The sequence below is a fragment of the Microbacterium alcoholitolerans genome, assembly GCF_050408615.1.
In the GTDB taxonomy this organism is placed as follows: Bacteria; Actinomycetota; Actinomycetes; order Actinomycetales; family Microbacteriaceae; genus Microbacterium.
In genome coordinates this window covers 1002253-1026192 of sequence record NZ_JBNTKD010000001.1, presented here as the reverse complement: position 1 = coordinate 1026192, position 23940 = coordinate 1002253, and the positions used below count along the sequence as shown (strand labels likewise).

Annotated in this window: 21 protein-coding genes; 18 read left to right on the top strand and 3 right to left on the bottom strand. The window is 68.5% G+C overall.

Going from position 1 to position 23940, the window contains the following annotated elements; translation table 11 throughout:
• The first annotated feature begins 53 nt into the window (after positions 1-53).
• The 8 genes from gcvT to ACQUSX_RS04860 all read left to right on the top strand — a co-directional run bounded on the left by gcvT (position 54) and on the right by ACQUSX_RS04860 (position 10392).
• Complete coding sequence (gcvT, locus tag ACQUSX_RS04895; protein ID WP_428905837.1) at positions 54-1169, top strand: glycine cleavage system aminomethyltransferase GcvT; 1116 nt, start codon at positions 54-56, stop codon at positions 1167-1169.
• Positions 1166-1543, top strand: a complete 378-nt coding sequence (gene gcvH, locus ACQUSX_RS04890) for a glycine cleavage system protein GcvH (protein ID WP_428905836.1) — start codon at positions 1166-1168, stop codon at positions 1541-1543. Before gcvT ends, gcvH begins: the two co-directional genes overlap by 4 nt.
• Positions 1540-4404 carry an aminomethyl-transferring glycine dehydrogenase gene (gcvP, locus tag ACQUSX_RS04885; RefSeq protein ID WP_428905835.1) on the top strand — a complete coding sequence of 955 codons (2865 nt, stop codon included), beginning with the start codon at positions 1540-1542 and terminating at the stop codon, positions 4402-4404. Before gcvH ends, gcvP begins: the two co-directional genes overlap by 4 nt.
• 189 nt (positions 4405-4593) lie before the next feature.
• Positions 4594-6228 (top strand): peptide ABC transporter substrate-binding protein, encoded by a 1635-nt coding sequence (locus ACQUSX_RS04880; protein ID WP_428905834.1) that lies wholly within the window; start codon positions 4594-4596, stop codon positions 6226-6228.
• Positions 6229-6307: 79 nt separating this feature from the next.
• On the top strand, positions 6308-7240 hold the full coding sequence (locus ACQUSX_RS04875; protein WP_428905833.1) for an ABC transporter permease: 933 nt from the start codon (positions 6308-6310) through the stop codon (positions 7238-7240).
• On the top strand, positions 7227-8171 hold the full coding sequence (locus ACQUSX_RS04870; RefSeq protein ID WP_428905832.1) for an ABC transporter permease: 945 nt from the start codon (positions 7227-7229) through the stop codon (positions 8169-8171). The genes ACQUSX_RS04875 and ACQUSX_RS04870 overlap by 14 nt, the downstream gene beginning before the upstream one ends.
• Positions 8168-9814 (top strand): dipeptide ABC transporter ATP-binding protein, encoded by a 1647-nt coding sequence (locus tag ACQUSX_RS04865; protein ID WP_428905831.1) that lies wholly within the window; start codon positions 8168-8170, stop codon positions 9812-9814. The genes ACQUSX_RS04870 and ACQUSX_RS04865 overlap by 4 nt, the downstream gene beginning before the upstream one ends.
• Positions 9814-10392, top strand: coding sequence for a PH domain-containing protein (locus ACQUSX_RS04860; protein ID WP_428905830.1), 579 nt, complete (start codon positions 9814-9816; stop codon positions 10390-10392). Before ACQUSX_RS04865 ends, ACQUSX_RS04860 begins: the two co-directional genes overlap by 1 nt.
• A 4-nt stretch (positions 10393-10396) precedes the next feature.
• Here the strand turns inward: ACQUSX_RS04860 and ACQUSX_RS04855 are convergent, their stop codons facing one another.
• A complete protein-coding gene (locus tag ACQUSX_RS04855) occupies positions 10397-11176 on the bottom strand; it encodes a CPBP family intramembrane glutamic endopeptidase (protein ID WP_428905829.1) in 780 nt (259 codons plus the stop codon).
• A gap of 136 nt (positions 11177-11312) precedes the next feature.
• On the opposite strand from ACQUSX_RS04855, the gene typA reads away from it, so the two are divergent.
• The 4 genes from typA (at position 11313) to ACQUSX_RS04835 (ending at position 17097) form a co-directional block, all read left to right on the top strand.
• Positions 11313-13223 (top strand): translational GTPase TypA, encoded by a 1911-nt coding sequence (typA, locus tag ACQUSX_RS04850; protein ID WP_428905828.1) that lies wholly within the window; start codon positions 11313-11315, stop codon positions 13221-13223.
• A 327-nt stretch (positions 13224-13550) separates the two neighbouring features.
• Entirely contained in the window at positions 13551-14360 is an 810-nt protein-coding gene (locus ACQUSX_RS04845) for an aggregation-promoting factor C-terminal-like domain-containing protein (RefSeq protein ID WP_428905827.1), read from the top strand.
• Positions 14361-14449: 89 nt separating this feature from the next.
• Positions 14450-15469, top strand: coding sequence for a glutaminase A (gene glsA / locus ACQUSX_RS04840; RefSeq protein WP_428905826.1), 1020 nt, complete (start codon positions 14450-14452; stop codon positions 15467-15469).
• Positions 15466-17097: an MFS transporter gene (locus ACQUSX_RS04835; RefSeq protein WP_428905825.1), complete on the top strand. Its 1632-nt coding sequence runs from the start codon at positions 15466-15468 to the stop codon at positions 17095-17097. The genes glsA and ACQUSX_RS04835 overlap by 4 nt, the downstream gene beginning before the upstream one ends.
• A gap of 34 nt (positions 17098-17131) precedes the next feature.
• On the opposite strand, the gene ACQUSX_RS04830 is transcribed toward ACQUSX_RS04835, so the two are convergent.
• Entirely contained in the window at positions 17132-17677 is a 546-nt protein-coding gene (locus tag ACQUSX_RS04830) for a helix-turn-helix domain-containing protein (protein WP_428905824.1), read from the bottom strand.
• A 65-nt stretch (positions 17678-17742) separates the two neighbouring features.
• Here ACQUSX_RS04830 and ACQUSX_RS04825 point away from each other — a divergent pair, with 65 nt between their 5' ends.
• The 6 genes from ACQUSX_RS04825 (at position 17743) to ACQUSX_RS04800 (ending at position 22180) form a co-directional block, all read left to right on the top strand.
• Positions 17743-18495 (top strand): AzlC family ABC transporter permease, encoded by a 753-nt coding sequence (locus ACQUSX_RS04825; RefSeq protein ID WP_428905823.1) that lies wholly within the window; start codon positions 17743-17745, stop codon positions 18493-18495.
• Entirely contained in the window at positions 18492-18806 is a 315-nt protein-coding gene (locus tag ACQUSX_RS04820; protein ID WP_428905822.1) for an AzlD domain-containing protein, read from the top strand. The genes ACQUSX_RS04825 and ACQUSX_RS04820 overlap by 4 nt, the downstream gene beginning before the upstream one ends.
• A gap of 28 nt (positions 18807-18834) precedes the next feature.
• Positions 18835-19269, top strand: a complete 435-nt coding sequence (locus ACQUSX_RS04815) for a histidinol dehydrogenase (RefSeq protein ID WP_428905821.1) — start codon at positions 18835-18837, stop codon at positions 19267-19269.
• Between the two features lie 9 nt (positions 19270-19278).
• On the top strand, positions 19279-19599 hold the full coding sequence (fdxA, locus tag ACQUSX_RS04810; RefSeq protein ID WP_428905820.1) for a ferredoxin: 321 nt from the start codon (positions 19279-19281) through the stop codon (positions 19597-19599).
• Positions 19600-20712 carry a succinyldiaminopimelate transaminase gene (dapC, locus tag ACQUSX_RS04805; protein WP_428905819.1) on the top strand — a complete coding sequence of 371 codons (1113 nt, stop codon included), beginning with the start codon at positions 19600-19602 and terminating at the stop codon, positions 20710-20712.
• A 178-nt stretch (positions 20713-20890) separates the two neighbouring features.
• Positions 20891-22180 carry a citrate synthase gene (locus ACQUSX_RS04800; protein WP_428905818.1) on the top strand — a complete coding sequence of 430 codons (1290 nt, stop codon included), beginning with the start codon at positions 20891-20893 and terminating at the stop codon, positions 22178-22180.
• A gap of 99 nt (positions 22181-22279) precedes the next feature.
• On the opposite strand, the gene ACQUSX_RS04795 is transcribed toward ACQUSX_RS04800, so the two are convergent.
• Positions 22280-23818 (bottom strand): DEAD/DEAH box helicase, encoded by a 1539-nt coding sequence (locus ACQUSX_RS04795; RefSeq protein ID WP_428905817.1) that lies wholly within the window; start codon positions 23816-23818, stop codon positions 22280-22282.
• Between the last annotated feature and the right edge of the window lie 122 nt (positions 23819-23940).

Genomic DNA, 23940 nt, shown 5'->3' with positions numbered 1-23940 from the left:
GTTCCGAGGATGACGCCGGCGTCGTCCTGCCCGATCCTGACCGGGAGAACTCCATGACCGAACCACGCTATACGCCCCTCCGCAAGAACCACGAGGCGCTCGGCGCATCATTCACCGACTTCGGTGGCTGGCAGATGCCGGTGCGCTACACGTCCGATCTGGCTGAGCACCACGCCGTGCGGGCCGCCGCCGGGATCTTCGACATCTCGCACATGGCCGAGTTCACCGTGCGCGGCGCGGCTGCCGCCGAGTACCTCGACTACGCGCTCGCCGGCCGGCTGTCCGCGATGTCGGCAGGCAAGGCGAAGTACTCGCTGCTGCTCGCCGAGGACGGCGGCATCATCGACGACGTGATCGTCTACCGTCTGGATGACGCCGACTTCCTGATCATCTCGAACGCGGGAAACCGGGATGCCGTGCGCGAGGCGCTGCGGGAGCGCGTCGATGCGTTCGACGTCGAAGTGGAGGATGTCTCCGACGACTTCGGGTTGATCGCGGTTCAGGGGCCGGTCTCCGAGGCCATCCTCGCCGCGACCGAGGCGATCGAGGACGTCACCGTCCCGTGGGCGGAGCAGAAGTACTACGCGTGGGCTCGCGCCACCTACAACGGCAAGCCCCTGCTGCTCGCCCGCACCGGATACACCGGCGAGGACGGCTTCGAGCTGCTGGTGGACGCTGCCGACGTGGCTGCACTGTGGGATGACATCCTGACCGCCGGCGCCGCTCACGGCCTGGTTCCCGCCGGCCTCGCGGCCCGCGACAGCCTGCGCCTGGAGGCGGGCATGCCGCTGTACGGAAACGAACTCTCGCGTGACATCCGTCCCGCACAGGCAGGCCTGGGCCGCGTCGTGGTCACAGACAAGGAGCGCTTCGTCGGCAAGGACGCTTCGGCATCGGTCCCTGAGCCGGCCGAAGGGCGCGTGCTCATCGGCCTCACCGCCGAGGGGCGTCGCGCGGGACGCGCGGGCTACCCGGTGGTGCTCGAAGATGGCACCGCCGTGGGAGAGATCACCAGCGGCGCGCTGAGCCCCACCCTCGGGCATCCGATCGCGATGGCCTACGTCGATCCGTCGGTGGCCGAGGACGGAACCGCACTTTTCCTTGATGTCCGGGGCACCAAGATCCCCGCTACCCGTACCGCACTGCCTTTCTACCGGAGGAAGAAATGACCGATCTGAACGCCCTCAAGTACAGCGAAGAGCACGAGTGGGTCGCCGTCGACGGCGCCACCGCGACCATCGGCATCACCGACTTCGCCGCCGATGCCCTCGGCGACATCGTGTTCGTCGAACTGCCCGAGGTCGGCACCGAGATCGCCCGGGGCGATGTCTTCGGCGAGGCCGAGTCGACCAAGTCGGTCTCGGAGCTCTACGCCCCGGTCACCGGGAAGGTCGTCGAGATCAACGACGCCGTGGTGGACGACCCGGCGCTGGTGAACTCCTCGCCGTTCGAGGACGCCTGGCTGATCAGGGTCGAGGTCGAGGACGGCGCAGTCGACGGTCTGCTCGACCGTGACGGCTACGTCGCGATCACGGGGGCATGAGAGTGACCTCATTCGCCGACCGCCACATCGGGATCACCTCCGAGGCGCAGCGGCACATGCTCGACGCGCTCGGCGTGCACGGGGATGACCCCGTCGAGGTGCTGATGCGTCAGGCCGTGCCCGACTCGATCTACACCGCGGCGACGGAGCAGTCGAGCATCCCCGCAGCCGCCAGCGAAGCCGAGGCGCTCGCCGAGCTGCGCGCACTCGCGAACCGCAACACTGTCAACCGCGCCATGATCGGGCTCGGGTACCACGGCACGTTCACGCCCAGCGTGATCCAGCGGAACGTGCTCGAGAACCCGTCCTGGTACACCGCGTACACGCCGTACCAGCCCGAGATCTCGCAGGGCCGCCTGGAGGCGCTGATCAACTTCCAGACGATGGTCTCCGACCTCGCCGGGCTGACGACGGCGAACTCGTCGATGCTCGACGAGTCGACCGCTGTCGCCGAGGCGATGCTGCTGGCGCGCCGCGCATCCAAGTCGAAGTCGAATGTGTTCGTCGTCGACGCCGATGCGCTGCCCCAGACGAAGGCGCTGCTCGCAACCAGGGCCGAGGCCGTGGGAGTCGAGCTCGTCGAGCGCGATCTGGCGGGCGGTGAGGAGCTGCCCGAAGAACTCTTCGGCGTGCTCGTGCAGTACCCCGGGGCCTCCGGTCGCGTGTGGGACCCGTCGGCGGTGTTCGACGCGGCGCACGTCGCCAACGGCATCGCCATCGCCGCGGCAGACCTGCTCGCGCTCACCCTGCTGCGCTCGCCGGGCTCACTCGGCGCGGACGTCGCCGTCGGGACCACGCAGCGCTTCGGCGTGCCGATGGCCTTCGGCGGTCCGCACGCGGGCTACATGTCGGTCCGCGCGGGACTCGAGCGGCAGCTGCCCGGTCGCCTCGTCGGCGTCTCGCAGGACGCCGTGGGCTATCCCGCCTACCGTCTCGCGCTGCAGACGCGCGAGCAGCACATCCGCCGTGAGAAGGCGACCTCGAACATCTGCACCGCTCAGGTGCTGCTGGCGGTCATGGCATCCATGTACGCGGTCTATCACGGGCCGGACGGGCTGCGCGCCATCGCTCAGCAGGTGGCAACCCGCGCTCGTCTGCTGAAGACCGAGCTCGACAAGGCCGGTGTCGAAGTCGTGCACGACGCGTTCTTCGACACCGTGCAGGTGCGCACAGCGGATGCCGCCGGCGTCGTCGCGCGCGCGCATGAGGCCGGCTTCCTGCTGCGCCTCGTCGACGCGGAGACGGTCGCCGTGTCGGTCGACGAGACGACCACGGTCGCAGAGGTGCTGCGCGTGGCGAATCTGCTCGGGGCGTCGGGGGGCGCCTTCGGGTTCGTCGGAGGCGTGACTGCACTGCCGGAGGCGCTGCTGCGCGAAGACGAGTACCTCACGCATCCGGTCTTCCACGTGCACCGCTCTGAGACCGCCATGATGCGCTACCTCAAGCAGCTCGCCGACCGCGACTACGCGCTCGATCGCGGCATGATCCCGCTGGGCTCGTGCACGATGAAGCTCAACGCCGCGACCGAGATGGCAGCGATCACGTGGCCCGAGTTCGCGCAGCTGCACCCCTTCGCCCCGCGTGAGGATGTCGACGGCTCGCTCGCCATGATCGACCAGCTCGAGGGGTGGCTCGCCGAGGTCACCGGCTACGACGCGGTCTCGCTGCAGCCCAACGCGGGCTCCCAGGGCGAGCTGGCGGGTCTGCTGGCGATCCGCGGGTATCACCACGCGGGCGGCGACGCGCACCGCACGGTCTGCCTCATTCCGTCGTCGGCGCATGGCACGAACGCGGCCTCCGCGGTCCTGGCCGGCATGAAGGTCGTCGTCGTCGCCACCGATGAGCTGGGCAACGTCGATCTCGACGACCTGCACGCCAAGATCGCGCAGCACGCGGAGAACCTGTCAGCGCTGATGATCACGTATCCCTCCACGCATGGCGTGTACGAGGAGCAGGTGACCACGATCACCGCTGCGGTGCACGAGGCCGGGGGCCAGGTGTACGTCGACGGCGCGAACCTCAACGCGCTGCTGGGCTACGCCCGCTTCGGCGACCTGGGCGGCGACGTCTCGCACCTGAACCTGCACAAGACGTTCGCCATCCCGCACGGCGGCGGCGGCCCCGGCGTCGGCCCGGTCGCGGCCAAGGCGCACCTCGCGCCGTACCTGCCGGGTCACCCACAGGCGCAGAGCGCCGTGCACTCCGGTGGGCATGTGTTCGAGGGCGGACCCGTCTCGGGAGCTCCCTACGGATCGGCCGGTGTGCTGCCGATCTCGTGGGCGTACGTGCGGATGATGGGCCCCGAGGGTCTGCGCGACGCGACCGCCGCGGCGGTGTTGTCGGCGAATTACATCGCGGCGCGCCTGGCCGAGCACTACCCGGTGCTGTACAGCGGCGAGCAGGGTCGGGTCGCGCACGAGTGCATCCTCGACCTGCGCCCCCTGAAGGACGCCACGGGCATCACCGTCGACGACGTCGCCAAGCGCCTCATCGACTACGGCTTCCACGCGCCGACCATGTCGTTCCCGGTGGCCGGGACGCTGATGGTGGAGCCCACCGAGTCCGAGGACCTCGGCGAGGTCGATCGGTTCATCGAGGCGATGATCCAGATCAAGGCAGAGGCGGATGCCGTCGCGGCGGGCACCTGGCCCGCCGACGACAACCCGCTGGTGAACGCTCCGCACACGGCCGAGAGCCTGATCGCGGGGGAGTGGCAGCACGCCTATCCGCGCGAGGTGGCCGCTTATCCGGTGCGCTCGCTGATCGCCGCCAAGTACTGGCCGCCGGTGCGCCGGATCGACCAGGCGTACGGTGACCGCAACCTGGTGTGCGCCTGCCCGCCCATCGAGGCGTTCGCGTAGCCGACGCTCTCCCACACCCCCGCTGCCGCGAATCCGCAGTGGGGGTGTCGTCGTCGCGTCGAAAAGCGGCAACTCAGTAACGGTTCATTAACGCCGGGCGCGGTTCCGGGCATCCGCGCGATACCCTCGATCTATTGCGGTGCGACGCGGATGTCGCACCTTTGTACCTGTCCACAGGAGGACATTGCGATGAAGCGAAACAAGATCACCCTCATCGGGGTCGGTCTGCTCACGGCCGGCGCACTGGTGCTGAGCGGGTGCGCAGGCAGCGAAGACAACCCCGACACCGGCGACACCGGCGAGGGCGCGGGCGACCCCAACGCCATCATCACGGCGAACGGCTCCGAGCCGCAGAACCCCCTGATCCCCACCAACACCAACGAGACCGGTGGCGGCAAGATCCTCGACTCCATCTTCGCGGGCCTGATCGGCTACGCGGCCGACGGCTCGGTCTTCAACGACGTCGCCGAGGAGATCACGGTCGACGACCCGCAGAACCTCACCGTCAAGATCCGTGAGGGACTCACCTTCACCGACGGCGAAGAGGTCACGGCGGACAACTTCATCAAGGCCTGGAACTACGGAGCCCTGGCTTCGAACGAGCAGCTCTCCAGCTACTTCTTCGAGGACATCGAGGGCTTCAGCTACGACGCGGACTCCGAGCTGACCGGCCTCGAGCAGGTGGACGAGTACACGTTCACCATCGCGCTCAACAAGCCGGCATCCGACTTCGCGCAGCGTCTGGGATACTCGGCGTACTACCCGCTCCCCGACGTGGCGTTCGACGACATCGAGGCCTTCGGCGAGAACCCGATCGGCAACGGCCCGTACATGCTCGACGGTGAGGGCGCGTGGCAGCACGACGTCGGCATCAACCTGGTCGTCAACCCCGACTACGACGGTCCGCGCACACCTGCCAACGGCGGTCTGAACATCAAGTTCTACGCCTCGCAGGACGCCGCGTACGCCGATCTGCTCGGCGACGAGCTGGACGTGCTCGACGCGATCCCGGACTCCGCCTTCGCGACGTTCGAGTCCGACCTGGGCGACCGCGCGGTCAACCAGCCCGCGGCCATCTTCCAGTCGTTCACCATCCCCGAGCGCCTCGAGCACTTCGGAGGCGAAGAGGGCAACCTGCGTCGTCAGGCGCTGTCGATGTCGATCAACCGCGAGGAGATCACCGACGTGATCTTCCAGGGCACCCGCACCCCGGCCAGCGACTTCACCTCGCCGGTCATCGACGGCTGGTCCGACTCGCTCGCCGGTGCCGAGGTCCTCGAGTACAACCCCGAGAAGGCCAAGGAGCTGTGGGCCGAGGCTGACGCCATGAGCCCGTGGAGCGGCGAGTTCCAGCTTGCGTACAACGCAGACGGAGGCCACCAGGCCTGGGTCGACGCGACCGTGAACTCGATCAAGAACACGCTCGGCATCGAGGCATCGGGTGCTCCGTACCCGACCTTCGCCGAGCTGCGCGGCAAGGTCACCGACCGCACGATCGAGACCGCGTTCCGCACCGGTTGGCAGGCCGACTACCCCGGTCTGTACAACTTCCTCGGGCCGCTCTACGCGACCAACGCGGGCTCGAACGACGGCGACTACTCCAGTGAGGAGTTCGACTCCCTGCTCTCGGAGGGCATCTCGTCCACGGATCCCGATGAGGCGAACTCGCTGTTCCAGCAGGCGCAGGAAGTCCTCCTGAAGGACCTCCCGGCCATGCCGCTGTGGTACTCGAACGTCGTCGGAGGCTACTCCACGACCGTCGACAACGTGCAGTTCGGCTGGAACTCCGTGCCGCTGTACGACGAGATCACCAAGATCGGCTGATCAGGATCACATGAAGAGGCGGTGGTGAGCTCCACCACCGCCTCTTCAATGTGTGCCCCTACCCGAAGGGAGGTCGAGGGTGGCCTTTTACATCCTCAGACGGATCCTGCAGGCGATCCCGGTGTTCTTCGGCGCCACCCTGCTGATCTATTTCATGGTCTTCGCGATGCCGGGCGATCCGATCGCCGCACTGTTCGGAGACCGACCGCCGAACCCCGCTCTGCTCGAGAGGCTGCGCGCGCAGTACCATCTCGATGAGCCGTTCATCGTGCAGTACTTCTACTACATCGCCGGCATCTTCCGGCTCGACTTCGGGATCAGCTTCTCGGGCCAGCCGGTCAGCGAGATCCTCGCCCGGACCTTCCCCGTCACGCTGCGTCTGGCGGTCATGTCGGTCGCGATCGCGTTCGTCCTCGCCATCGTGATCGGCCTGTTCTCGGCACTGAACAAGAACGGCATCTTCGACAACTCGATGCTCGTGATCGCGCTGATCTTCGTCGCCCTGCCAATCTTCGTCCTCGCCTTCCTGGCGCAGTACTTCCTCGCGGTGCAATGGGGGTGGTTCCGTCCGACGGTCGGCGCGAACAACGACTGGGGTGATCTCTGGCTCCCGGCGATCGTGCTGGGCCTGAGCGTCTACGCCACCAGCATGCGCCTGACGCGCGCCTCCACGATCGAGACGCTCGGTCAGGACTGGGTGCGGACCGCGTACAGCAAAGGTCTGCCGCGTCGCCGCGTCATCCCCGTGCACGTCCTGCGCAACTCGCTGATCCCGATGGTCACCGACCTCGGCACGGTCTTCGGCGTGCTCATGGTCGGCGCGACCGTCACAGAGGGCATCTTCAACGTGCCCGGCGTCGGCAACACGCTCTACCAGGCGATCATCCGCGGTGAGAACCCGACGGTCGTCTCATTCGTCACGGTGTTCGTCGTCGTGTACGTGTTCATCAACATCATCGTGGACCTGATCTACGGCCTGCTCGACCCGAGGATCCGCTATGTCTCGACCTGATCCCAACCTGGAGCACTACGTCGCTCCCGCGGAGACCTCCACCATCAAGGTGGATGCCGTCCATATCGACGAGAAGCGCAGCAACCTGTGGCTCGACGCCTGGCGTGACCTGCGTCGCCGCCCGATGTTCTGGGTCTCGGCGTTCTTCGTGCTGCTGATCATCATCGTGTCGCTGTGGCCGTCGCTGTTCACCAATGTGGCGCCCAACAACGGCTGCGAGCTCGCGAACAGCAACGGCGGGCCGGAGGCCGGGCATCCGCTCGGCTTCACCCGACAGGGCTGCGACGTCTACTCGCGGATCATCTGGGGAACCCGCACCTCGCTCGTGGTGGGCCTGCTCGCCACAGTGATCGGCACGGTCATCGGCGTCGTGATGGGCGCCTTCGCAGGCTTCTACGGCGGCTGGCTCGACTCGTTCCTCTCGCGCGTCGGCGACATCTTCTTCACGATCCCCTACATCATCGCCGCGATCGTGGTCATGTCGGTGATGCCGGTGCGAAACGAGATAGTGCTCGCGTTCGCCATCGGCGGGTTCGCCTGGGCCTCGACGGCGCGCATCATGAGGGCCGAGATCCTCAGGGTGAAACAGGCCGACTTCGTGATGGGGTCCGAGGCCGTGGGTCTCTCGCGGTTCCGCACGCTGCTCGTGCACGTGCTGCCGAACGCGATGGCACCCGTGATCGTCGTCGCGACCCTCGCGCTCGGCGGGGCGATCGTGGCGGAGTCGGTGCTGTCCTTCCTCGGTGTCGGCCTCGGCGGCAGCACCATGTCGTGGGGCAACGACATCAGCCAGGCGCAGACCAGCATCCGCACCGCGCCGATGGCGCTGTTCTGGCCATCTCTGGCGCTGACCGTGACGGTGCTGGCGTTCATCACCCTCGGCGAGCTGCTGCGCGACGCCGTCGACCCGAAGGCGAGGGCCCAGCGATGAGCGAGCCTCTTCTCAGCATCCGCGACCTCAAGGTCGCCTTCCGCAGCGGCAAGATCTCACGCGAGGTGCTGCACGGAGTGAGCTTCGACGTGATGGCCGGCGAGACCCTCGCCATCGTCGGTGAGTCCGGCTCGGGAAAGTCGACGACCGCCGCGGCGATCATCGACCTGCTGCCCGGCACCGGAACCGTGACCGGCGGAACCATCACGCTCGACGGTCGGAACCTCACGAAGGCCGGCCGCAAGGAGATGGAGCGCATCCGCGGCCGGGAGATCGGCTACGTCCCGCAGGACCCGATGTCGAACCTCAACCCGGTGTGGTCGATCGGCTTCCAGGTGAAGGAGGCCGTGCGGGCCAACGGGCTGGCGCAGGGCAAGAAGCAGGTGCACGACCGCGCGGTCGAGGTGCTGCAGCAGGCCGGCCTCGCCGACGCGGCGCGGCGGATGCATCAGTTCCCGCACCAATTCTCCGGAGGCATGCGTCAGCGCGCTCTGATCGGCATCGGCCTCGCGGCCGACCCGAAGCTGCTGATCGCCGACGAGCCCACCAGTGCGCTGGACGTCACGGTGCAGCGGGTGATCCTCGATCACCTGTCGTCGCTGACGAGCGAGCGGGGCACGTCGGTGCTGCTCATCACGCACGATCTGGGACTCGCCGCCGAGCGCGCGGACCGGATCATCGTGATGAACCAGGGCGAGATCGTGGAGGCGGGCCGAAGCGCCGAGATCCTCACCAACCCGCGGCACCCGTACACGCAGCGCCTCGTGGCCGCGGCGCCGAGCCTGGCTTCGCAGCGCATCGGCATCACCGAGCGCAAGGCGGAGCCGGTCTCGACCGCTCCCGCGGTGGTCGAGGTGCGCGGCCTGGTCAAGGACTACTCGATCCGCACCGGCGGGCTTCGTCACGAGCAGTTCCGCGCGGTCGACGACGTGTCGTTCTCGATCCCGCGCGGCAAGACGATGGCGCTGGTCGGCGAGTCCGGATCCGGCAAGTCGACGGTCGCCAAGATGCTGCTGCAGCTCGAGAAGCCCACCGACGGCGAGATCCTCATCGACGGTCAGGCGACCAGCACGATGTCGCGTGCCGACATCTTCAAGCTGCGCCGCCGCATGCAGCCGGTGTTCCAGGATCCCTACGGGTCGCTGGACCCGCTGCGCAGCATCGGCAGCCTCATCTCGGAGCCGCTGCACGTGCACGGCGTCGGCACCAAGGATGAGCAGCACCAGCGCACTCTCGAGCTGCTCGAGAAGGTCGCGCTGCCCCGAGAGCTCGCCTGGAGGTATCCGAACGAGCTGTCCGGCGGACAGCGGCAGCGCGTCGCGATCGCCCGTGCGCTGGCGCTGAAGCCCGACATCGTCGTCCTCGACGAGGCCGTGTCGGCGCTGGACGTGCTGGTGCAGGACCAGATCCTGCGCCTGCTCTCGGACCTGCAGCAGGACCTCGGTCTGACCTACCTGTTCATCACGCACGACCTCGCGGTGGTGCGCGTCGCCGCCGACCTGGTGTGCGTCATGGAGAAGGGCCGCATCGTCGAACAGGGCAGCGTCGACGACATCTTCGCGTCGCCGAAGGAGGAGTACACCCGGCGGCTGCTGGATGCGATCCCCGGTGCGTCGCTCACCCTCGGCGGTGGCGCGGTCTGATGTCGGCTGCACGGCCCCCGCGGGTCTTCCGGGGCACCGGGGCGCTCGTTCTGCTGATCCTCACGGCCGTCGTCGCCGCAGCGCTGCTCGTCGACGCGGCCGTGAGGTCGGGCCTCGGCAATGCGCTGCTGCTGGCGCCGTGGCCGCTGCTTGTCGTCTGGACCGTGTGGGTGGTCGGCGTCGCCTCTGATGTGCGCGCCGATCAGGCCGGCGTGCAGGTGCAGAACCTGCTGCGGCGCATCTCAGTGCCGTGGCACCGGGTGAAGCGGATGACGATGCGCTGGCAGCTCGAGATAGCCGTCGACGACGGCTCGGTCGTGCGGTGCTTCGGCGGTCCGGCGCGCTCCCGGCCGCGCCGGCTCGGTCCGGACCGCGGGAAGGAGCACTCCGTCGCTGAGACGGACGACGGCATCGCCGCCCTCAACCGCCTGCGTGCCCAGGCTGCGGAGGCGGCTTCGAACGCCGGGTCCGGGGCGAAGTCGGATGCCACGATCGTGTGGACCTGGGACTGGACCGCGATCATCGTTCTCGCGGCGCTCGTCGCATGGGCGATCGCCGCCGTCGCGATCACCCGCTGAGTGATCAGCCGGGCAGACCGAACAGCGCCGGCCACGTCGCGGCCGCCCACGGATAGCCGACGAACACCGCGGCGTCGATCAGGAAGTGCGCGACGAGGAACGGCAGCAGCCGCCCGGTGCGCGCGAACAGCCACCCGAACAACAGCCCCATCGCGAGATTGCCGACGAACGCACCGGGCCCCTGGTACAGGTGGTAGGTGGCGCGCAGCACGCTGGTGGCGATGATGATCGGCCAGGGCCCCCAGCCCAGCTGTCGCAGTCTTGCGAACAGGTAGCCGAGCGCGACGAACTCTTCTTGGATGGATGCCCGCGCTGCGGACAGCAGCAGGATCGGCACAGTCCACCAGTGCGCGTCGAGCCCGGCGGGGTTCACCGCCACGAACCAGCCCAGCGACCGGCCGAGCAGATACAGGCCGAGACCGGGGACGCCGATGGCGAGCACAAGCAGCACCCCCGAGCCGGTGTCGCGCGCCGGCTTCGTGCCGTCCAGCCCCAGCGCACCGAGGTGAGGGCGTCGCGACTGCCACAGCAGGAAGCACACCAGCAGCACCGGCACGATGCCGAAGCCGATGGACAGCAGCTGGTAGATGAAGTCGAAGACCTCGCGGTCACTGCGCGACGGATTCAGCGTCGCGGTCTGGTCGCCGAGCGGCGTCTCATCGGTCAGCCGGTAGACGATCTGGACGATCGCGTAGATCGCCGACTGGCCGAGGCCGAGGGCGAGCACGATCCCGATCTCCCACCACAGCCGGGTGCGGGAGGGAGCGGATGCCGTCGAAGCCACAGCTCCGATGCTACGACCTGCCGTACAGGAACCGGGTCTGACCGTGCGTTATCCTGGAACGTCACTTCGTCTCGCTGGCGCTCGCTCAGTACAAGCGACACTCCATCGCATCCCAACTTCCTCTGAGGACTCCTGAATGGCGCACGCCCTCCGCTCTGATCTTCGCAACGTCGCAATCGTCGCGCACGTCGACCACGGCAAGACCACGCTCGTCGACGCCATGCTGCGCCAGACGGGCTCCTTCGGCGAACACGCCCACGTCGACGAACGCGCCATGGACTCCGGTGATCTCGAGCGCGAGAAGGGCATCACGATCCTCGCGAAGAACACCGCGATCACCTACAACGGCATCCACAGCGAGACGCCTGTGACGATCAATGTCATCGACACCCCCGGTCACGCCGACTTCGGTGGCGAGGTCGAGCGAGGTCTGTCGATGGTCGACGGCGTCGTGCTGCTCGTCGACTCATCCGAGGGCCCGCTGCCGCAGACGCGCTTCGTGCTGCGCAAGGCGCTCGAGGCGAAGCTGCCTGTCATCCTGCTGGTCAACAAGACCGACCGTCCCGATGCGCGCATCTCCGAGGTCGAGGCCGAGGCGCAGGATCTTCTGCTCGGCCTGGCATCCGACCTCGTCGATGACGTGCCGGACCTCGACGTCGACGCCCTGCTCGACGTGCCCGTGGTGTACGCGTCCGGCCGCGCCGGCGCCGCCTCGCGCAACCGCCCCGCCAACGGCGAGCTGCCGGACAACGCCGACCTCGAGCCGCTCTTCGAGGCGATCCTCGAGCACATCCCGGCTCCGGCCTACGACGATGAGGCGCCGCTGCAGGCGTGGGTCACCAACCTCGACTCCAGCCCGTTCCTGGGCCGTCTGGCGCTGCTGCGCGTCTTCAACGGCACGCTGAAGAAGGGCCAGACCGTCGCCTGGGTGCGTGCCGACGGCACCACCAGCAGCGCCCGCATCACCGAGCTGCTGATGACCCGCGCTCTGGAGCGCTACCCGGCCGAGTCCGCAGGACCGGGCGACATCGCCGCGATCGCCGGCTTCGAGGACATCACGATCGGCGAGACCATCGCCGACCCCAACGATGTCCGTCCGCTGCCGCAGATCCACGTCGACGACCCCGCCATCTCGATGACGATCGGCACGAACACCTCGCCGCTGGTGGGCAAGGTCAAGGGGCACAAGCTCACCGCCCGCATGGTGAAGGACCGTCTCGACCGCGAGCTGATCGGAAACGTCTCGCTCAAGGTCGTCGACGTGGGCCGTCCGGATGCGTGGGAGGTGCAGGGTCGCGGTGAGCTGGCCCTGGCGATCCTCGTCGAGAACATGCGCCGCGAGGGCTTCGAGCTCACGGTGGGCAAGCCGCAGGTGGTCACCAAGAAGGTCGACGGCAAGGTCCACGAGCCGTTCGAGCACCTGACCATCGACGCCCCGGAGGAGTACCTCGGTGCGATCACGCAGCTGCTCGCGAACCGCAAGGGCCGCATGGACAACATGATCAACCACGGCACCGGCTGGGTGCGCATGGAGTTCATCGTTCCGGCCCGCGGTCTGATCGGCTTCCGCACCGAGTTCATGACGACCACGCGCGGCACCGGAATCGCGAACAGCATCTCGCACGGCTACGAGCCCTGGGCGGGGCAGATCACGACGCGCCAGAACGGCTCGATCGTGGCCGACCGCTCCGGCGTCGTGACGCCGTTCGCGATGATCGCCCTGCAGGAGCGGATGTCGTTCTTCGTCAAGCCCACGCAGGAGGTCTACGAGGGCATGGTGATCGGCGAGAACTCCCGCGCCGACGACATGGACGTGAACATCACCAAGGAGAAGAAGCTCACCAACATGCGCTCGGCCACCGCGGACTCGTTCGAGTCGATGACGCCGCCGCGCGAGCTGTCGCTCGAGGAGAGCCTCGAGTTCGCCCGCGACGACGAATGCGTCGAGGTGACGCCCGAGGTCGTGCGCATCCGCAAGGTGATCCTCGATCAGACCACTCGCGGACGCGAGGCTTCGCGCATGAAGCGTCAGGACGCGAACGTCTGAGCGCAGCTTTCTCGTCGAAGGCCCCGGCACATGCCGGGGCCTTCTGCGTATCCGGCGGGTCCAAGATAACGAACTCATAACACATGCGCGGCCGGAAAGCATGTGAGCATTCCCGGGGACTGGCCACGCAATCCCCAGGCCGGCGATGGGTTCCGCCCAGGCGGGGAAGACAGAATCGAATCTCGTGCCCGGGAAGCCGCTCCCGATGAGCAACCCCGTGCGGGTCCGGGCCGACGACGACCCGAAAGTCGAACCCACCCAATGCTTCACCTTCAGAACACCCGTGTGTCCCGGCGCGTGGCATCCGCAGCCTCCGCCAATACCGCAATGCGCCGTCCCCTGATCGGCATCGCGATCGGCGCGGCGCTCGTCGCGACCGCCGCCGCTGGCATCGTCTACGCGCCGGCAGCCCTCGGAGCCTCCGACGACGCGATCGCACAGGCATCGGATGCCGTCGACGACGGCAAGATGGCACTGACCTACGCCACGGCCCTGAACAACGTCGTGGCCGCTTCCGACGTACAGCCCGGAACCGTGACGACCGCTGTCGATCTCGCCGAGCTGACCGCCGATGTGAAGGCGCTGGACGCCGTCGACGAGCTCTCCGCTATCAGCCTGGCCGGGCTCACCGACGACGTCGTGAAGGGCACCGCCCAGGTGCAGAGCGTGACCGTCGCCCTCAGCAATGCGCTGCAGACCGCCGAAGAGGCGAAGATCGCCGAGGAGGCCCGCCTGAAGGCCGAGGCCGCTCGCATCGCCGCCGAGAAGGCCGCGAAGGAGGCCGCCGAGCAGGCGCGTCGTGCCGCCGAAGCCCTGGCCGCGGCGAACACCCCCGATGGTGCGAAGTCCGTGGCGCGCTCGATGGCGTCCGAGCGCTACGGCTGGGGAGAGGGGGAGTTCTCCTGCCTCGAGTCGCTGTGGACCAAGGAGTCCGGCTGGAACTACCAGGCGTACAACCAGAACGGCGGAGCCACCGGCATCCCTCAGGCCCTTCCAGGTGACAAGATGGCGACCGCGGGAAGCGACTGGCGCACCAACGCGACCACGCAGATCTCCTGGGGCCTGGACTACATCAACCGGGCGTACGGCACGCCGTGCTCCGCATGGGGCCACTCGCAGGCCGTGAACTGGTACTGATCGGCGCCGGAAGATCCTGCGGATCGGGTTCCACGTGGCAGGGCAAAGCACTAGGTTGACAGGTGCAACCGACGGCAAGGAGCCCTGCTGTGATTCCGACTGCCCTCCGCGGCGTACCTCAGGAGGTCTCCACCGGCGTGCTGCCCGGCTGGGACCGAGTGGAGCAGCTGGTGCAGGAGGCGCACGACCGCTACCGCGATGACGACAGCGGCACGGTCGCGGACTACATCCCCGTTCTCGGCGCCGCCGATCCGACGCTGTTCGGACTCGCCGTGGTGGATGCCGCCGGCGGCGTGCACGATGCAGGCGATGCGCTTCACCTGTTCTCGATCCAGTCGATCTCGAAGATGTTCGTGTACGCGCTGGCGATCCAGGCGCACGGCCACGAGCGGGTCCGCGACATCGTCGGGGTCAACAACACGGGTCTGGCCTTCAACTCGGTGATGGCGCTGGAGCTCAACGGCGGGCATCCGATGAACCCCATGGTCAACGCCGGGGCGATCGCCACAACCGCGCTCATGCCGGGGGAGACCCCTGCAGAGAAGTGGGAGTGCATCCGCGAGGGCCTCTCGGCCTTCGCCGGGCGGTCGCTGATCATGGACGGCGAGGTCTACCGGTCGGAGATGCAGACCAACGAGCGCAATCAGGCCCTCGGGCGCCTGCTCAGCAGCTACGAGCGGCTGGAGGGCGATTCGGATGCCATCGTCGACGTGTACACGCGACAGTGCGCTCTGAACGTCACGGCCCATGACCTCGCGGTGATGGGAGCGACCCTCGCTGACGGCGGGGTCAACCCGGTCACGGGCGAGCGCGTGGTCTCCGCGGAGGTCTGCCGCGACACGCTGGCCGTGGTCGCGGCGTCCGGACTGTACGAGCGCAGCGGCGAGTGGCTGTTCGAGATCGGCATTCCGGCGAAGTCCGGCGTCGCGGGCGGCATCGTCGCGGTCTCACCGGGCAAGGGGGCCGCCGGTGCCTTCTCGCCGAGGTTGGACAGCGCGGGAAACTCGGTCCGATCGCAGCTGGCGATCGGATACCTCTCGCGCGCCCTGGGGCTGAACCTGTTCGCCTCCGCGCCCAGAGTCGCCGTGACGGCGGAAGGACGCTCATGACTGTCGAGACCGCACCCGAGACCACCGAGAAGCGCTCATGGCTGCCGATGGTCAGCCTGTTCCTCGCGCAGGTCCTGATGTCGTTCAACGTCGCCGCGCTGCCGATCTCGCTGGGCGGCATGGTCGAGGACTTCGGCGTGCCGCCGACCATCGCGAGCTCCACGATCGTGGTGTACGGGCTTGCGGTCGCAGCGCTGGTCATGACCGGAGCGAAACTCGGGCAGCGGATCGGATGGGTGCTGATCTTCCGCGTGGTCATCGCGCTGTTCGCCGGCTCGTCGCTGATGATGATCTTCTCGCCGACCATCGGCTGGGCCATCGCCGGTCAGGCCGCCGCAGGTGCGGCCGCTGCGATCATCGTTCCCGCACTGGTCGCCCTGATCGCCGAGAACTATCGCGGCGCTCAGCAGGCCACCGCGATCGGCGCGTTGGGGTCGGCGCGTGCGATCTCGGGTGTGAGCGCCTTCCTGATCGGCGGCACGCTGGGAACACTCGTCGGCTGGCGGCCAGTGTTCTTCATCGTGCTGGCCATCGCCGTGACGGTCTTCGCGCTGAGCTTCACACTGCGCGGTGACCGCGGCAACGCCTCGATCCGCATCGACCTGGTGGCGGCCGGCCTGATCGGCGCCGCGGTCGTGCTGCTCACCCTCGGCTTCAACAATCTGAACACCTGGGGGGCCACGACCGCTGCGGAGGGCGCGCCGTTCTCGCTGTTCGGACTGTCGCCGGCACCCGTGTTCATCGTCGTGGGCGTCATGCTCGGGCAGGGGTTCTTCCTCTGGACCCGTCGACGGATGAAGCGCGGGCAGGTGCCGCTGATCGACCTCAGCGTCGTCGACTCGCCCCGCGAGCGCGCCGCCGTCTACGCGATGTTCATCGTGGTCGCTCTGGAAGCGTGCGTGAACTTCTCGATCCCGCTGTACATCCAGATCGTGCAGGGCAGAACTCCCTTCGACACGTCGCTGGCGATGATGCCGTTCAACCTGACGGTCTTCGTCACGGCGACGCTGGTGGTGCGCTTCTACAAGAGGTACCCACCGCGTGTGATCGGCGTGTTCGGCTTCATCCTCACCACCGCGGCGCTGCTCTGGCTGGCCTTCGTGGTGAACAACAACTGGGAGACGCTGCCGACGATCCTCGGGCTGTTCGTGTTCGGCGTCGGCCAGGGCGCTCTGGTCACCCTGGTGTTCAACGTGCTCGTCACGGCCGCTCCGTCGAAGCTCGCCGGAGACGTCGGCTCGCTGCGCGGCACGACACAGAACCTCGCCTCGGCGGTGGGCACGGCAGTGGCCGGTGCGCTGCTTGTCTCGCTGCTCGGCCTCAGTGTCGGGCGAGCTGTCGTCGAGCACCCCGAGATCCCGCCGACGCTCGTCGCGCAGGTGAACATGGACAACGTCAACTTCATCAGCAACGACGAGCTCCGCGCCGTGCTGGAGCAGACCGATGCCACGCCGGAGCAGGTGGATGCCGCGGTCGCGGTGAACGAGGAGACGCGTCTGCGCACGCTCAAGCTCGGACTGCTCCTGCTGGCCGGCATCAGTGCGCTGGCGATCGTCCCCGCGTCCCGTCTGCCGCGGTACAAGCCGGATGAGATCCCGGACCCCGCGCCGGCCGGCGGCGCTGACTGAGCGGCGCTGAATGACCGGCGATTGCTGAGCGGGGTCAGCGCAGCTCCGTGATGAGCACCGCGCTGGTGCCGGCGACGCGCGCTTCGAAGACGTGCGGAGCATCGCCGGCATAGGAGAGGTAATCGCCCGGGTGCATCAGCTCGGGCGCCTCCGCGGGGCCGATCAGGGCCTCGCCGCTGACGAGCACGACGTGCTCGGTGGTCCCGATGTGGTGGGGGAGCGATCGGCGCGGTTCGCCGGGCTCGGCCTGGATCAGGTAGATGTCGCGCCTGCCACCGGGCGCGGCTGCGGACAGCAGCGTCGCGAGATACGGCGAGGCCGCTGACGGGACGCCGGCGTGGTCGCCGAGGCGGATCAGGCGCGGTGCCGTCACGCGCTCCTCGACGAGCGTGGCGAACGGGATGCCCAGTGCGTCGCCGATCGCCCAGAGCGTCTCGACGCTGGGGTTGCCCGAACCGCCCTCCAGCTGCGAGATCGTGCCCTTGGACACTCCTGCGCGCCGGGCGAGCTCGGAGACCGAAAGGCCGGCGCCCTCCCGCTCTCGGCGCAGGGAATGGGCGAGGCGTTCACGCAGATCCATGTCGTTCAGTATTGCAAACGAACGTTGATTTGACTGACCGGGAATCCGCGTTCAGAATGATCGTCATGCGTTCAGCAGATCGAACAGCCGAGGAGGCAGGTGACCGCGCCGCTTCACGCGAGGTGTGGCGCGAAGGGCTCGGCGTGGCCATCGCCACGAGCGCCTACGGCATCTCGTTCGGCGCGCTCGCCGTGGCATCCGGTCTCGACGTCTGGCAGACCTGCGTGCTGAGCGTGCTGATGTTCACCGGGGGCTCGCAGTTCGCGTTCATCGGCGTCTTCGGTGCCGGCGGCCTCGCCGCGCTGCCCTCGGCCGTCGCCTCGGCCGCCCTGCTGGGCGTGCGCAACGTGGCCTACGGCATGCGGATGTCGACGATCATCGGCGACGGCTTCTGGCGCCGCGCCGCCGCGGCGCAGGTGACGATCGACGAGTCGACGGCCGTCGCGATCTCGCAGAGCACCACGAGGCTGCGCCGCCTCGGGTTCTGGATCACCGGCCTCGGCGTCTTCATCGGCTGGAACCTCACCACGCTCGCCGGTGCCCTGCTCGGCGACGTGCTCGGCGACCCCAAAGCGTGGGGACTGGATGCCGCCGCCGCCGCGGCATTCCTCGCGCTGCTGTGGCCACGCCTCAAGCAGCGTCAGGCCATCGCCGTCGGCGTGGCGGCCGCAGTGGTCGCGGCGTCGCTCACACCGCTGCTGATGCCGGGTCTTCCCGTGCTCGTCGCCGCTGTCGTCGCGATCGTCGTCGGCTGGTTCAACTGGCTGGGCCGGAACGACGCTCGGAGACCATCCCTCGCAGCAGGGGAGTCATCGTGAGCGTATGGAGTGCAGTTCTGCTCGCCGCGTGCATCTGCGTGGCGCTGAAGGCGTTCGGGTACCTGATCCCGGCGCATCTTCTCGAGGCGCCGCGGCCGGCGCGCATCTCCGACCTGCTCACCGTCGCGCTGCTCGGCGCCCTCGTCGCGGTGCAGACGCTGGGCGCTGGTCAGGCGGTCGTGGTGGATGCCCGTGTGCCCGCTGTTCTCGTGGCGGCAGGGCTTCTGTGGATGCGCCAGTCGTTCCTGGTCGTGGTCGTCGCCGCGGCAGTCGTCGCGGCGCTGCTGAGGCTCGTCGGCTGGGCGGTGTGATCGGGCATCCGCCAACTAGGCTGTGTCTGTGCGCAGCATCTTCATACGCGGCCTGTCCTGGCTCGCAGCCGCCCTCGTCGGCGCCATCTACGGTATCGCCGCGACGATCGCGCACAGCTTCACGCTGGGGGTCGTGCCGGTCGGCCTGATCGTCGGAGCCATCGGCTGCGCCGCGCTGCTGGTCGCACTGCGCGCTCTCACGGGCGACCGCTGGGCGGCACTGGCCGCGGGACTCGGCATGATGGTGCTCATCCTCGTCATCTCGCAGCGCGGGCCGGGCGGCTCGATCATCGTGCCGAACACCCCGCTCGGCAACATCTGGATGTACGTCGCGTCGGGAATCGTGCTGCTCGTGGTGGCCTGGCCGGACATGGCGAAGCTTTGGGCGATGTCGGCGCACAGCGCGGCGAACGGCTCGCGCCAGAGCCCGGAGCCGGGGAGCGACCGCGTCAGAGGGTCGTAGACTGAAGACGTGACGTACGTGATCGCTCTTCCCTGTGTCGATGTCAAGGATCGTGCCTGCGTCGACGAATGCCCCGTGGACTGCATCTACGAAGGCGAGCGGATGCTGTACATCCACCCCGACGAGTGCGTGGACTGCGGCGCCTGCGAGCCGGTCTGCCCCGTCGAGGCCATCTACTACGAGGACGACCTCCCCGAGGAGTGGTCCGACTACTACAAGGCGAACGTCGAGTTCTTCAACGAGATCGGCTCTCCCGGTGGTGCGGCGAAGGTCGGCGTCTACGCGTTCGACCACCCGGTCGTGTCCGTCCTGCCCCCGCAGGGGGAGTGAGTGGGAGTCCGGGACCTCGCAGACTACCCGTGGGATGCAGTCGTCCCGTACCGGGAGCGAGCCGCCCAGCATCCTGACGGCCTCGTCGACCTCTCGATCGGCTCACCGGTCGACCCGACGCCCGAGGTGATCCGCGCGGCGCTCGCCGAGGCGACGGACGCGCACGCCTACCCGCAGACGATCGGAACACCGACGGTGCGCGCGGCCATCGTCGACTGGTACGCGCGGCGCCGCGGTGTGCCCGACCTCACCGAGGCGAATGTGCTGCCCACCGTCGGCTCGAAAGAACTCGTCGCCCTGCTGCCAACGCTGCTCGGTCTCGGGGCGGGGGACATCGTCGTGCACCCGCGCGTCGCCTACCCGACGTACGCCGTCGGGGCGACCGTCGTCGGCGCGACGCCCGTCGCCGCCGATGATCCGGCCGAATGGCCGGAGGGCACCCGGCTCATCTGGATCAACAGCCCGGGGAACCCTGACGGACGCACCTGGAGCGTCGAAGAGCTCGCCGCCGCGGTCCGCCGCGCCCGCGAGCTGGGCGCCGTTCTGGCCTCCGACGAGTGCTACGCCGAGCTCGGCTGGAGCGGGCCGTGGGAGAGCGAGCCGATCCCGTCGGTGCTCGACCCGCGGGTCACCGGCGGCACCCGCTCCGGGCTGCTGAGCGTGTATTCACTCAGCAAGCAGTCGAACCTCGCCGGATACCGTGCGGCGTTCATCGCGGGCTGCGCCCGCGTCGTCGGCGACATCCTGGCCGCTCGCAAGCACCTCGGCCTCATGCCGCCCGCTCCCGTGCAGCACGCGATGGCCGCAGCTCTCAGCGATGACGAGCACGTCGCCGCGCAGAAGGAGCTGTATCGGCAGCGGCGCGCAGCGCTCGTGCCCGCGCTGGAGACGGCCGGGTTCCGCATCGACGGCTCGGAGGCTGGGCTGTACCTCTGGGTCACCGAGGGTCGGGATGCCTGGGCATCGATGGACCGGCTCGCCGGCCTCGGGATCCTCGCCGGCCCCGGCCACTTCTACGGCGACCACTCCGCCGAGCACGTCCGGCTCTCACTGACCGCCCCGCTGGAGCGCGTGGAGCATGCGGCGGCCCGGCTTCGGGCATCCGCGCACTGATCGCCTTTGTGGAGATCCCTGCTCGGATCGGCATTCTCTTGGTGGATGTCACAGTAGGCCAAAGCCACGGCTAGGCTGTAGAGGCGATGCGGTCGCCCCGGACCCGTGCGGAGCACGCCAGGCCCTGAGGTCCTCGGACATCGCCCCCACGACGATACAGACGCAGCAGGAGGTTGGCGTGAGCGCAGCTCAGCCGGAGAAGGCGACTCTCTCGATCGGCGACACGACGGCAGAGTTCCCACTGCTGAGATCGACGAGCGGGATCGACAGCATCGACTTCTCGACGCTGACCCGTCAGACCGGGTACACCGGCCTGGACTACGGATTCGTGAACACCGCGTCCACGAAGTCGGCCGTCACATTCATCGACGGCGACAAGGGCATCCTGCGCTATCGCGGCTACCCGATCGAGCAGATCGCGAAGAACTGCACGTACCTCGAGGTCGCCTGGCTGCTCATCTACGGTGAGCTTCCCACCGCTGCAGAGCTCGCAGACTTCGACGAGCGCATCCGCCGTCACACGCTGCTGCACGAAGACCTGAAGCACTTCTTCTCGGCGCTGCCGCACACTGCGCACCCGATGTCGGTGCTGTCCTCCGCGGTCGCCGCGCTGTCGACGTACTACGAGGGCCAGACGGACCCGAACAACCCCGAGCACGTCGAGCTGAACATGGTGCGCATGCTCGCCAAGCTGCCCGTCATCGCCGCGTACGCGCACAAGAAGAGCGTCGGACAGGCCTTCCTGTACCCGGACAACTCGCTCAGCTTCGTCGACAACTTCCTCAAGCTGAACTTCGGCGTGCTCTCCGAGCCGTACGAGGTCAATCCGGTCATGTCGAAGGCTCTCGAGCTGCTGCTGATCCTGCATGAGGACCACGAGCAGAACGCCTCCACGTCGACCGTGCGTCTGGTCGGCTCCACCGGCGCCAACCAGTTCGCATCGATCTCCGCGGGCATCCAGGCCCTGTCGGGTCCGCTGCACGGCGGCGCCAACGAGGCCGTGCTCACCATGCTGGGACAGATCCGCGAGTCGGGTCAGAGCGTGCAGCGCTTCGTCGAGCGCGTGAAGAACAAGGAAGACGGCGTGAAGCTGATGGGCTTCGGGCACCGCGTCTACAAGAACTACGACCCGCGCGCGAAGCTCGTCAAGGAGGCCGCCGACGAGGTGCTCGCCTCGCTGGGCGTCAGCGACCCGCTGCTGGACCTCGCCAAGGAGCTCGAAGAGATCGCCCTCGCGGACGACTACTTCAAGGAGCGCCGTCTGTACCCGAACGTCGACTTCTACACCGGCGTGATCTACAAGGCGATGGGCTTCCCGACTCGCATGTTCACGGTGCTGTTCGCGATCGGCCGCCTGCCCGGCTGGCTGGCGCAGTGGCGCGAGCTGAGCCTCGACCCGCAGACCAAGATCGGTCGCCCCCAGCAGCTGTACACCGGCTCGCCGGAGCGCACGTTCCCCACACGCTGAGGCGCGTGACGCACTGAGCTCTGACGCAAGAAGCCGGCCCTCACCTTCGGGTGGGGGCCGGCTTCTCGCGTCGGATGCTGGTCAGCGGCCCTGTGCTGGTCAGCGGCCCTGGGGACGGCTGGCGCGACGAGAGCCCTGCGGGCGGCCGGCCGCCTGCGCCGGGCGCTGGCTCTGTGAACGCTGACCCTGGCCGGTCTCGCTCGAGTAGCGTGCGACGGATCCGCCGCGGGCGCTGCCGGTGTGGCCGGATGCTGAGCCCTGGCTGCGCCCGCTGCCGCGACCGCCCTGGCCGTTGCCGCCCTGAGCGCTGCGGCCCTGAGCGTTGCCGCTCTGGCCGCGGCCACGCGAGCGCTGGCCACCCTGCGAGCGCTGGCCGCCCTGCGAGCGCTGGCCGCCCTGTGAGCCGTCGGCGCCGGTCGCCTTCTTCTTGGGCTGACTCTGCTGCTGCGGGGGAGCGGGCTTGACGTGCGGGGCGCGGTCACCGACGAGCTCGTCCACGGCGTCGGCGGTCGCCGGCTCCGGAGCGACCTTGATGGCGGCCTTGCGCAGCAGATCCTGCACATCGCGGCGCTGCTCGGGCAGCATCAGCGTGACCACGGTGCCCGCGGCGCCGGCACGAGCCGTGCGGCCGGAGCGGTGCAGGTACGCCTTGTGCTCGACCGGCGGGTCGACGTGCACGACGAGCTCGACATCATCGACGTGCACGCCGCGCGCGGCGACGTCGGTCGCGACGAGGACGCGCACGCCGCCGTCTGCCGGGTCGGCGCCGAAGGCCGCGAGGTTGCGCTCCCGGGCGTTCTGACCGAGATTGCCGTGCAGATCGACGGACGGGATGCCCGACGAGGTCAGCTGTTTGGCGAGCTTCTTCGCCTGGTGCTTGGTGCGGGTGAAGAGGATGCGACGTCCGAGACCGGATGCAAGATCCTGCACGAGGTGCTTCTTGGCATCCGCGTCGGCGGCGACGAGCACACGGTGCGTCATCTCGCCGACCGGCACGCTGGCCTCGTCGACCTCGTGGCTGACGGGGTTGTGCAGGAAGCGCTTGGCGAGCGCATCGATGCCGCGGTCCAGCGTCGCGCTGAACAGCAGACGCTGACCGTTCGCGGGCGTCGCCGAGAGGATGCGCGTGACGCCGGGCAGGAAGCCGAGGTCGGCCATGTGGTCGGCCTCGTCGAGGACGGCGATCTCGACGTCCTTCAGCGAGACGACGCCCTGCTTCATGAGGTCTTCGAGGCGGCCGGGGCATGCCACGACGATGTCGACGCCGGAGCGCATCGCCTGCTCCTGCGGGCGCTGGCTGACGCCGCCGAAGATCGTGGTGACGCGCATGTTCTCCGCTTCGGCGAGCGGCTTGATGGTCGCAGCGATCTGGGTCGCAAGCTCGCGGGTCGGGGCGAGCACGAGACCGCGCGGGCGGCCCGGCTGGCGCCGGGTGCCGGATGCTGCCAGGCGCGCGACCAGGGGCAGCGCGAAGGCGATGGTCTTGCCGCTGCCGGTGCGGCCGCGGCCGAGCAGGTCGCGACCTGCGAGGGAATCGGGGAGCGTGTCGCGCTGAATCGCGAACGCTTCGGTCTTGCCGTCAGCCGCGAGAACGTTCGCGAGAGTGGCGGGCACGCCGAGGTCGAGGAAAGAAGGCATGGATGTGGCTCCGGGAAAGGCGCAGGAGTTCTGCGGAAGTGGGCGACGGCGCGGGATCGCGCATCGTTTCGCCGCTCGATGAGACCGCTCGGATCCCTGTGATGGATCACCGATGCGGAAGT

What these genes read in the sequence shown, in the direction of transcription:
- gcvP (WP_428905835.1), top strand. Translation starts at nt 1,540, where the DNA reads ATGAGAGTGACCTCATTCGCCGACCGCCACATCGGGATCACCTCCGAG.
- ACQUSX_RS04830 (WP_428905824.1), bottom strand. Translation starts at nt 17,677, where the DNA reads ATGGATCTGCGTGAACGCCTCGCCCATTCCCTGCGCCGAGAGCGGGAG.
- ACQUSX_RS04870 (WP_428905832.1), top strand. Translation starts at nt 7,227, where the DNA reads ATGTCTCGACCTGATCCCAACCTGGAGCACTACGTCGCTCCCGCGGAG.
- ACQUSX_RS04835 (WP_428905825.1), top strand. Translation starts at nt 15,466, where the DNA reads ATGACTGTCGAGACCGCACCCGAGACCACCGAGAAGCGCTCATGGCTG.
- ACQUSX_RS04795 (WP_428905817.1), bottom strand. Translation starts at nt 23,818, where the DNA reads ATGCCTTCTTTCCTCGACCTCGGCGTGCCCGCCACTCTCGCGAACGTT.
- ACQUSX_RS04845 (WP_428905827.1), top strand. Translation starts at nt 13,551, where the DNA reads ATGCGCCGTCCCCTGATCGGCATCGCGATCGGCGCGGCGCTCGTCGCG.
- ACQUSX_RS04880 (WP_428905834.1), top strand. Translation starts at nt 4,594, where the DNA reads ATGAAGCGAAACAAGATCACCCTCATCGGGGTCGGTCTGCTCACGGCC.
- gcvH (WP_428905836.1), top strand. Translation starts at nt 1,166, where the DNA reads ATGACCGATCTGAACGCCCTCAAGTACAGCGAAGAGCACGAGTGGGTC.
- ACQUSX_RS04825 (WP_428905823.1), top strand. Translation starts at nt 17,743, where the DNA reads ATGCGTTCAGCAGATCGAACAGCCGAGGAGGCAGGTGACCGCGCCGCT.
- typA (WP_428905828.1), top strand. Translation starts at nt 11,313, where the DNA reads ATGGCGCACGCCCTCCGCTCTGATCTTCGCAACGTCGCAATCGTCGCG.
- ACQUSX_RS04860 (WP_428905830.1), top strand. Translation starts at nt 9,814, where the DNA reads ATGTCGGCTGCACGGCCCCCGCGGGTCTTCCGGGGCACCGGGGCGCTC.
- gcvT (WP_428905837.1), top strand. Translation starts at nt 54, where the DNA reads ATGACCGAACCACGCTATACGCCCCTCCGCAAGAACCACGAGGCGCTC.
- ACQUSX_RS04865 (WP_428905831.1), top strand. Translation starts at nt 8,168, where the DNA reads ATGAGCGAGCCTCTTCTCAGCATCCGCGACCTCAAGGTCGCCTTCCGC.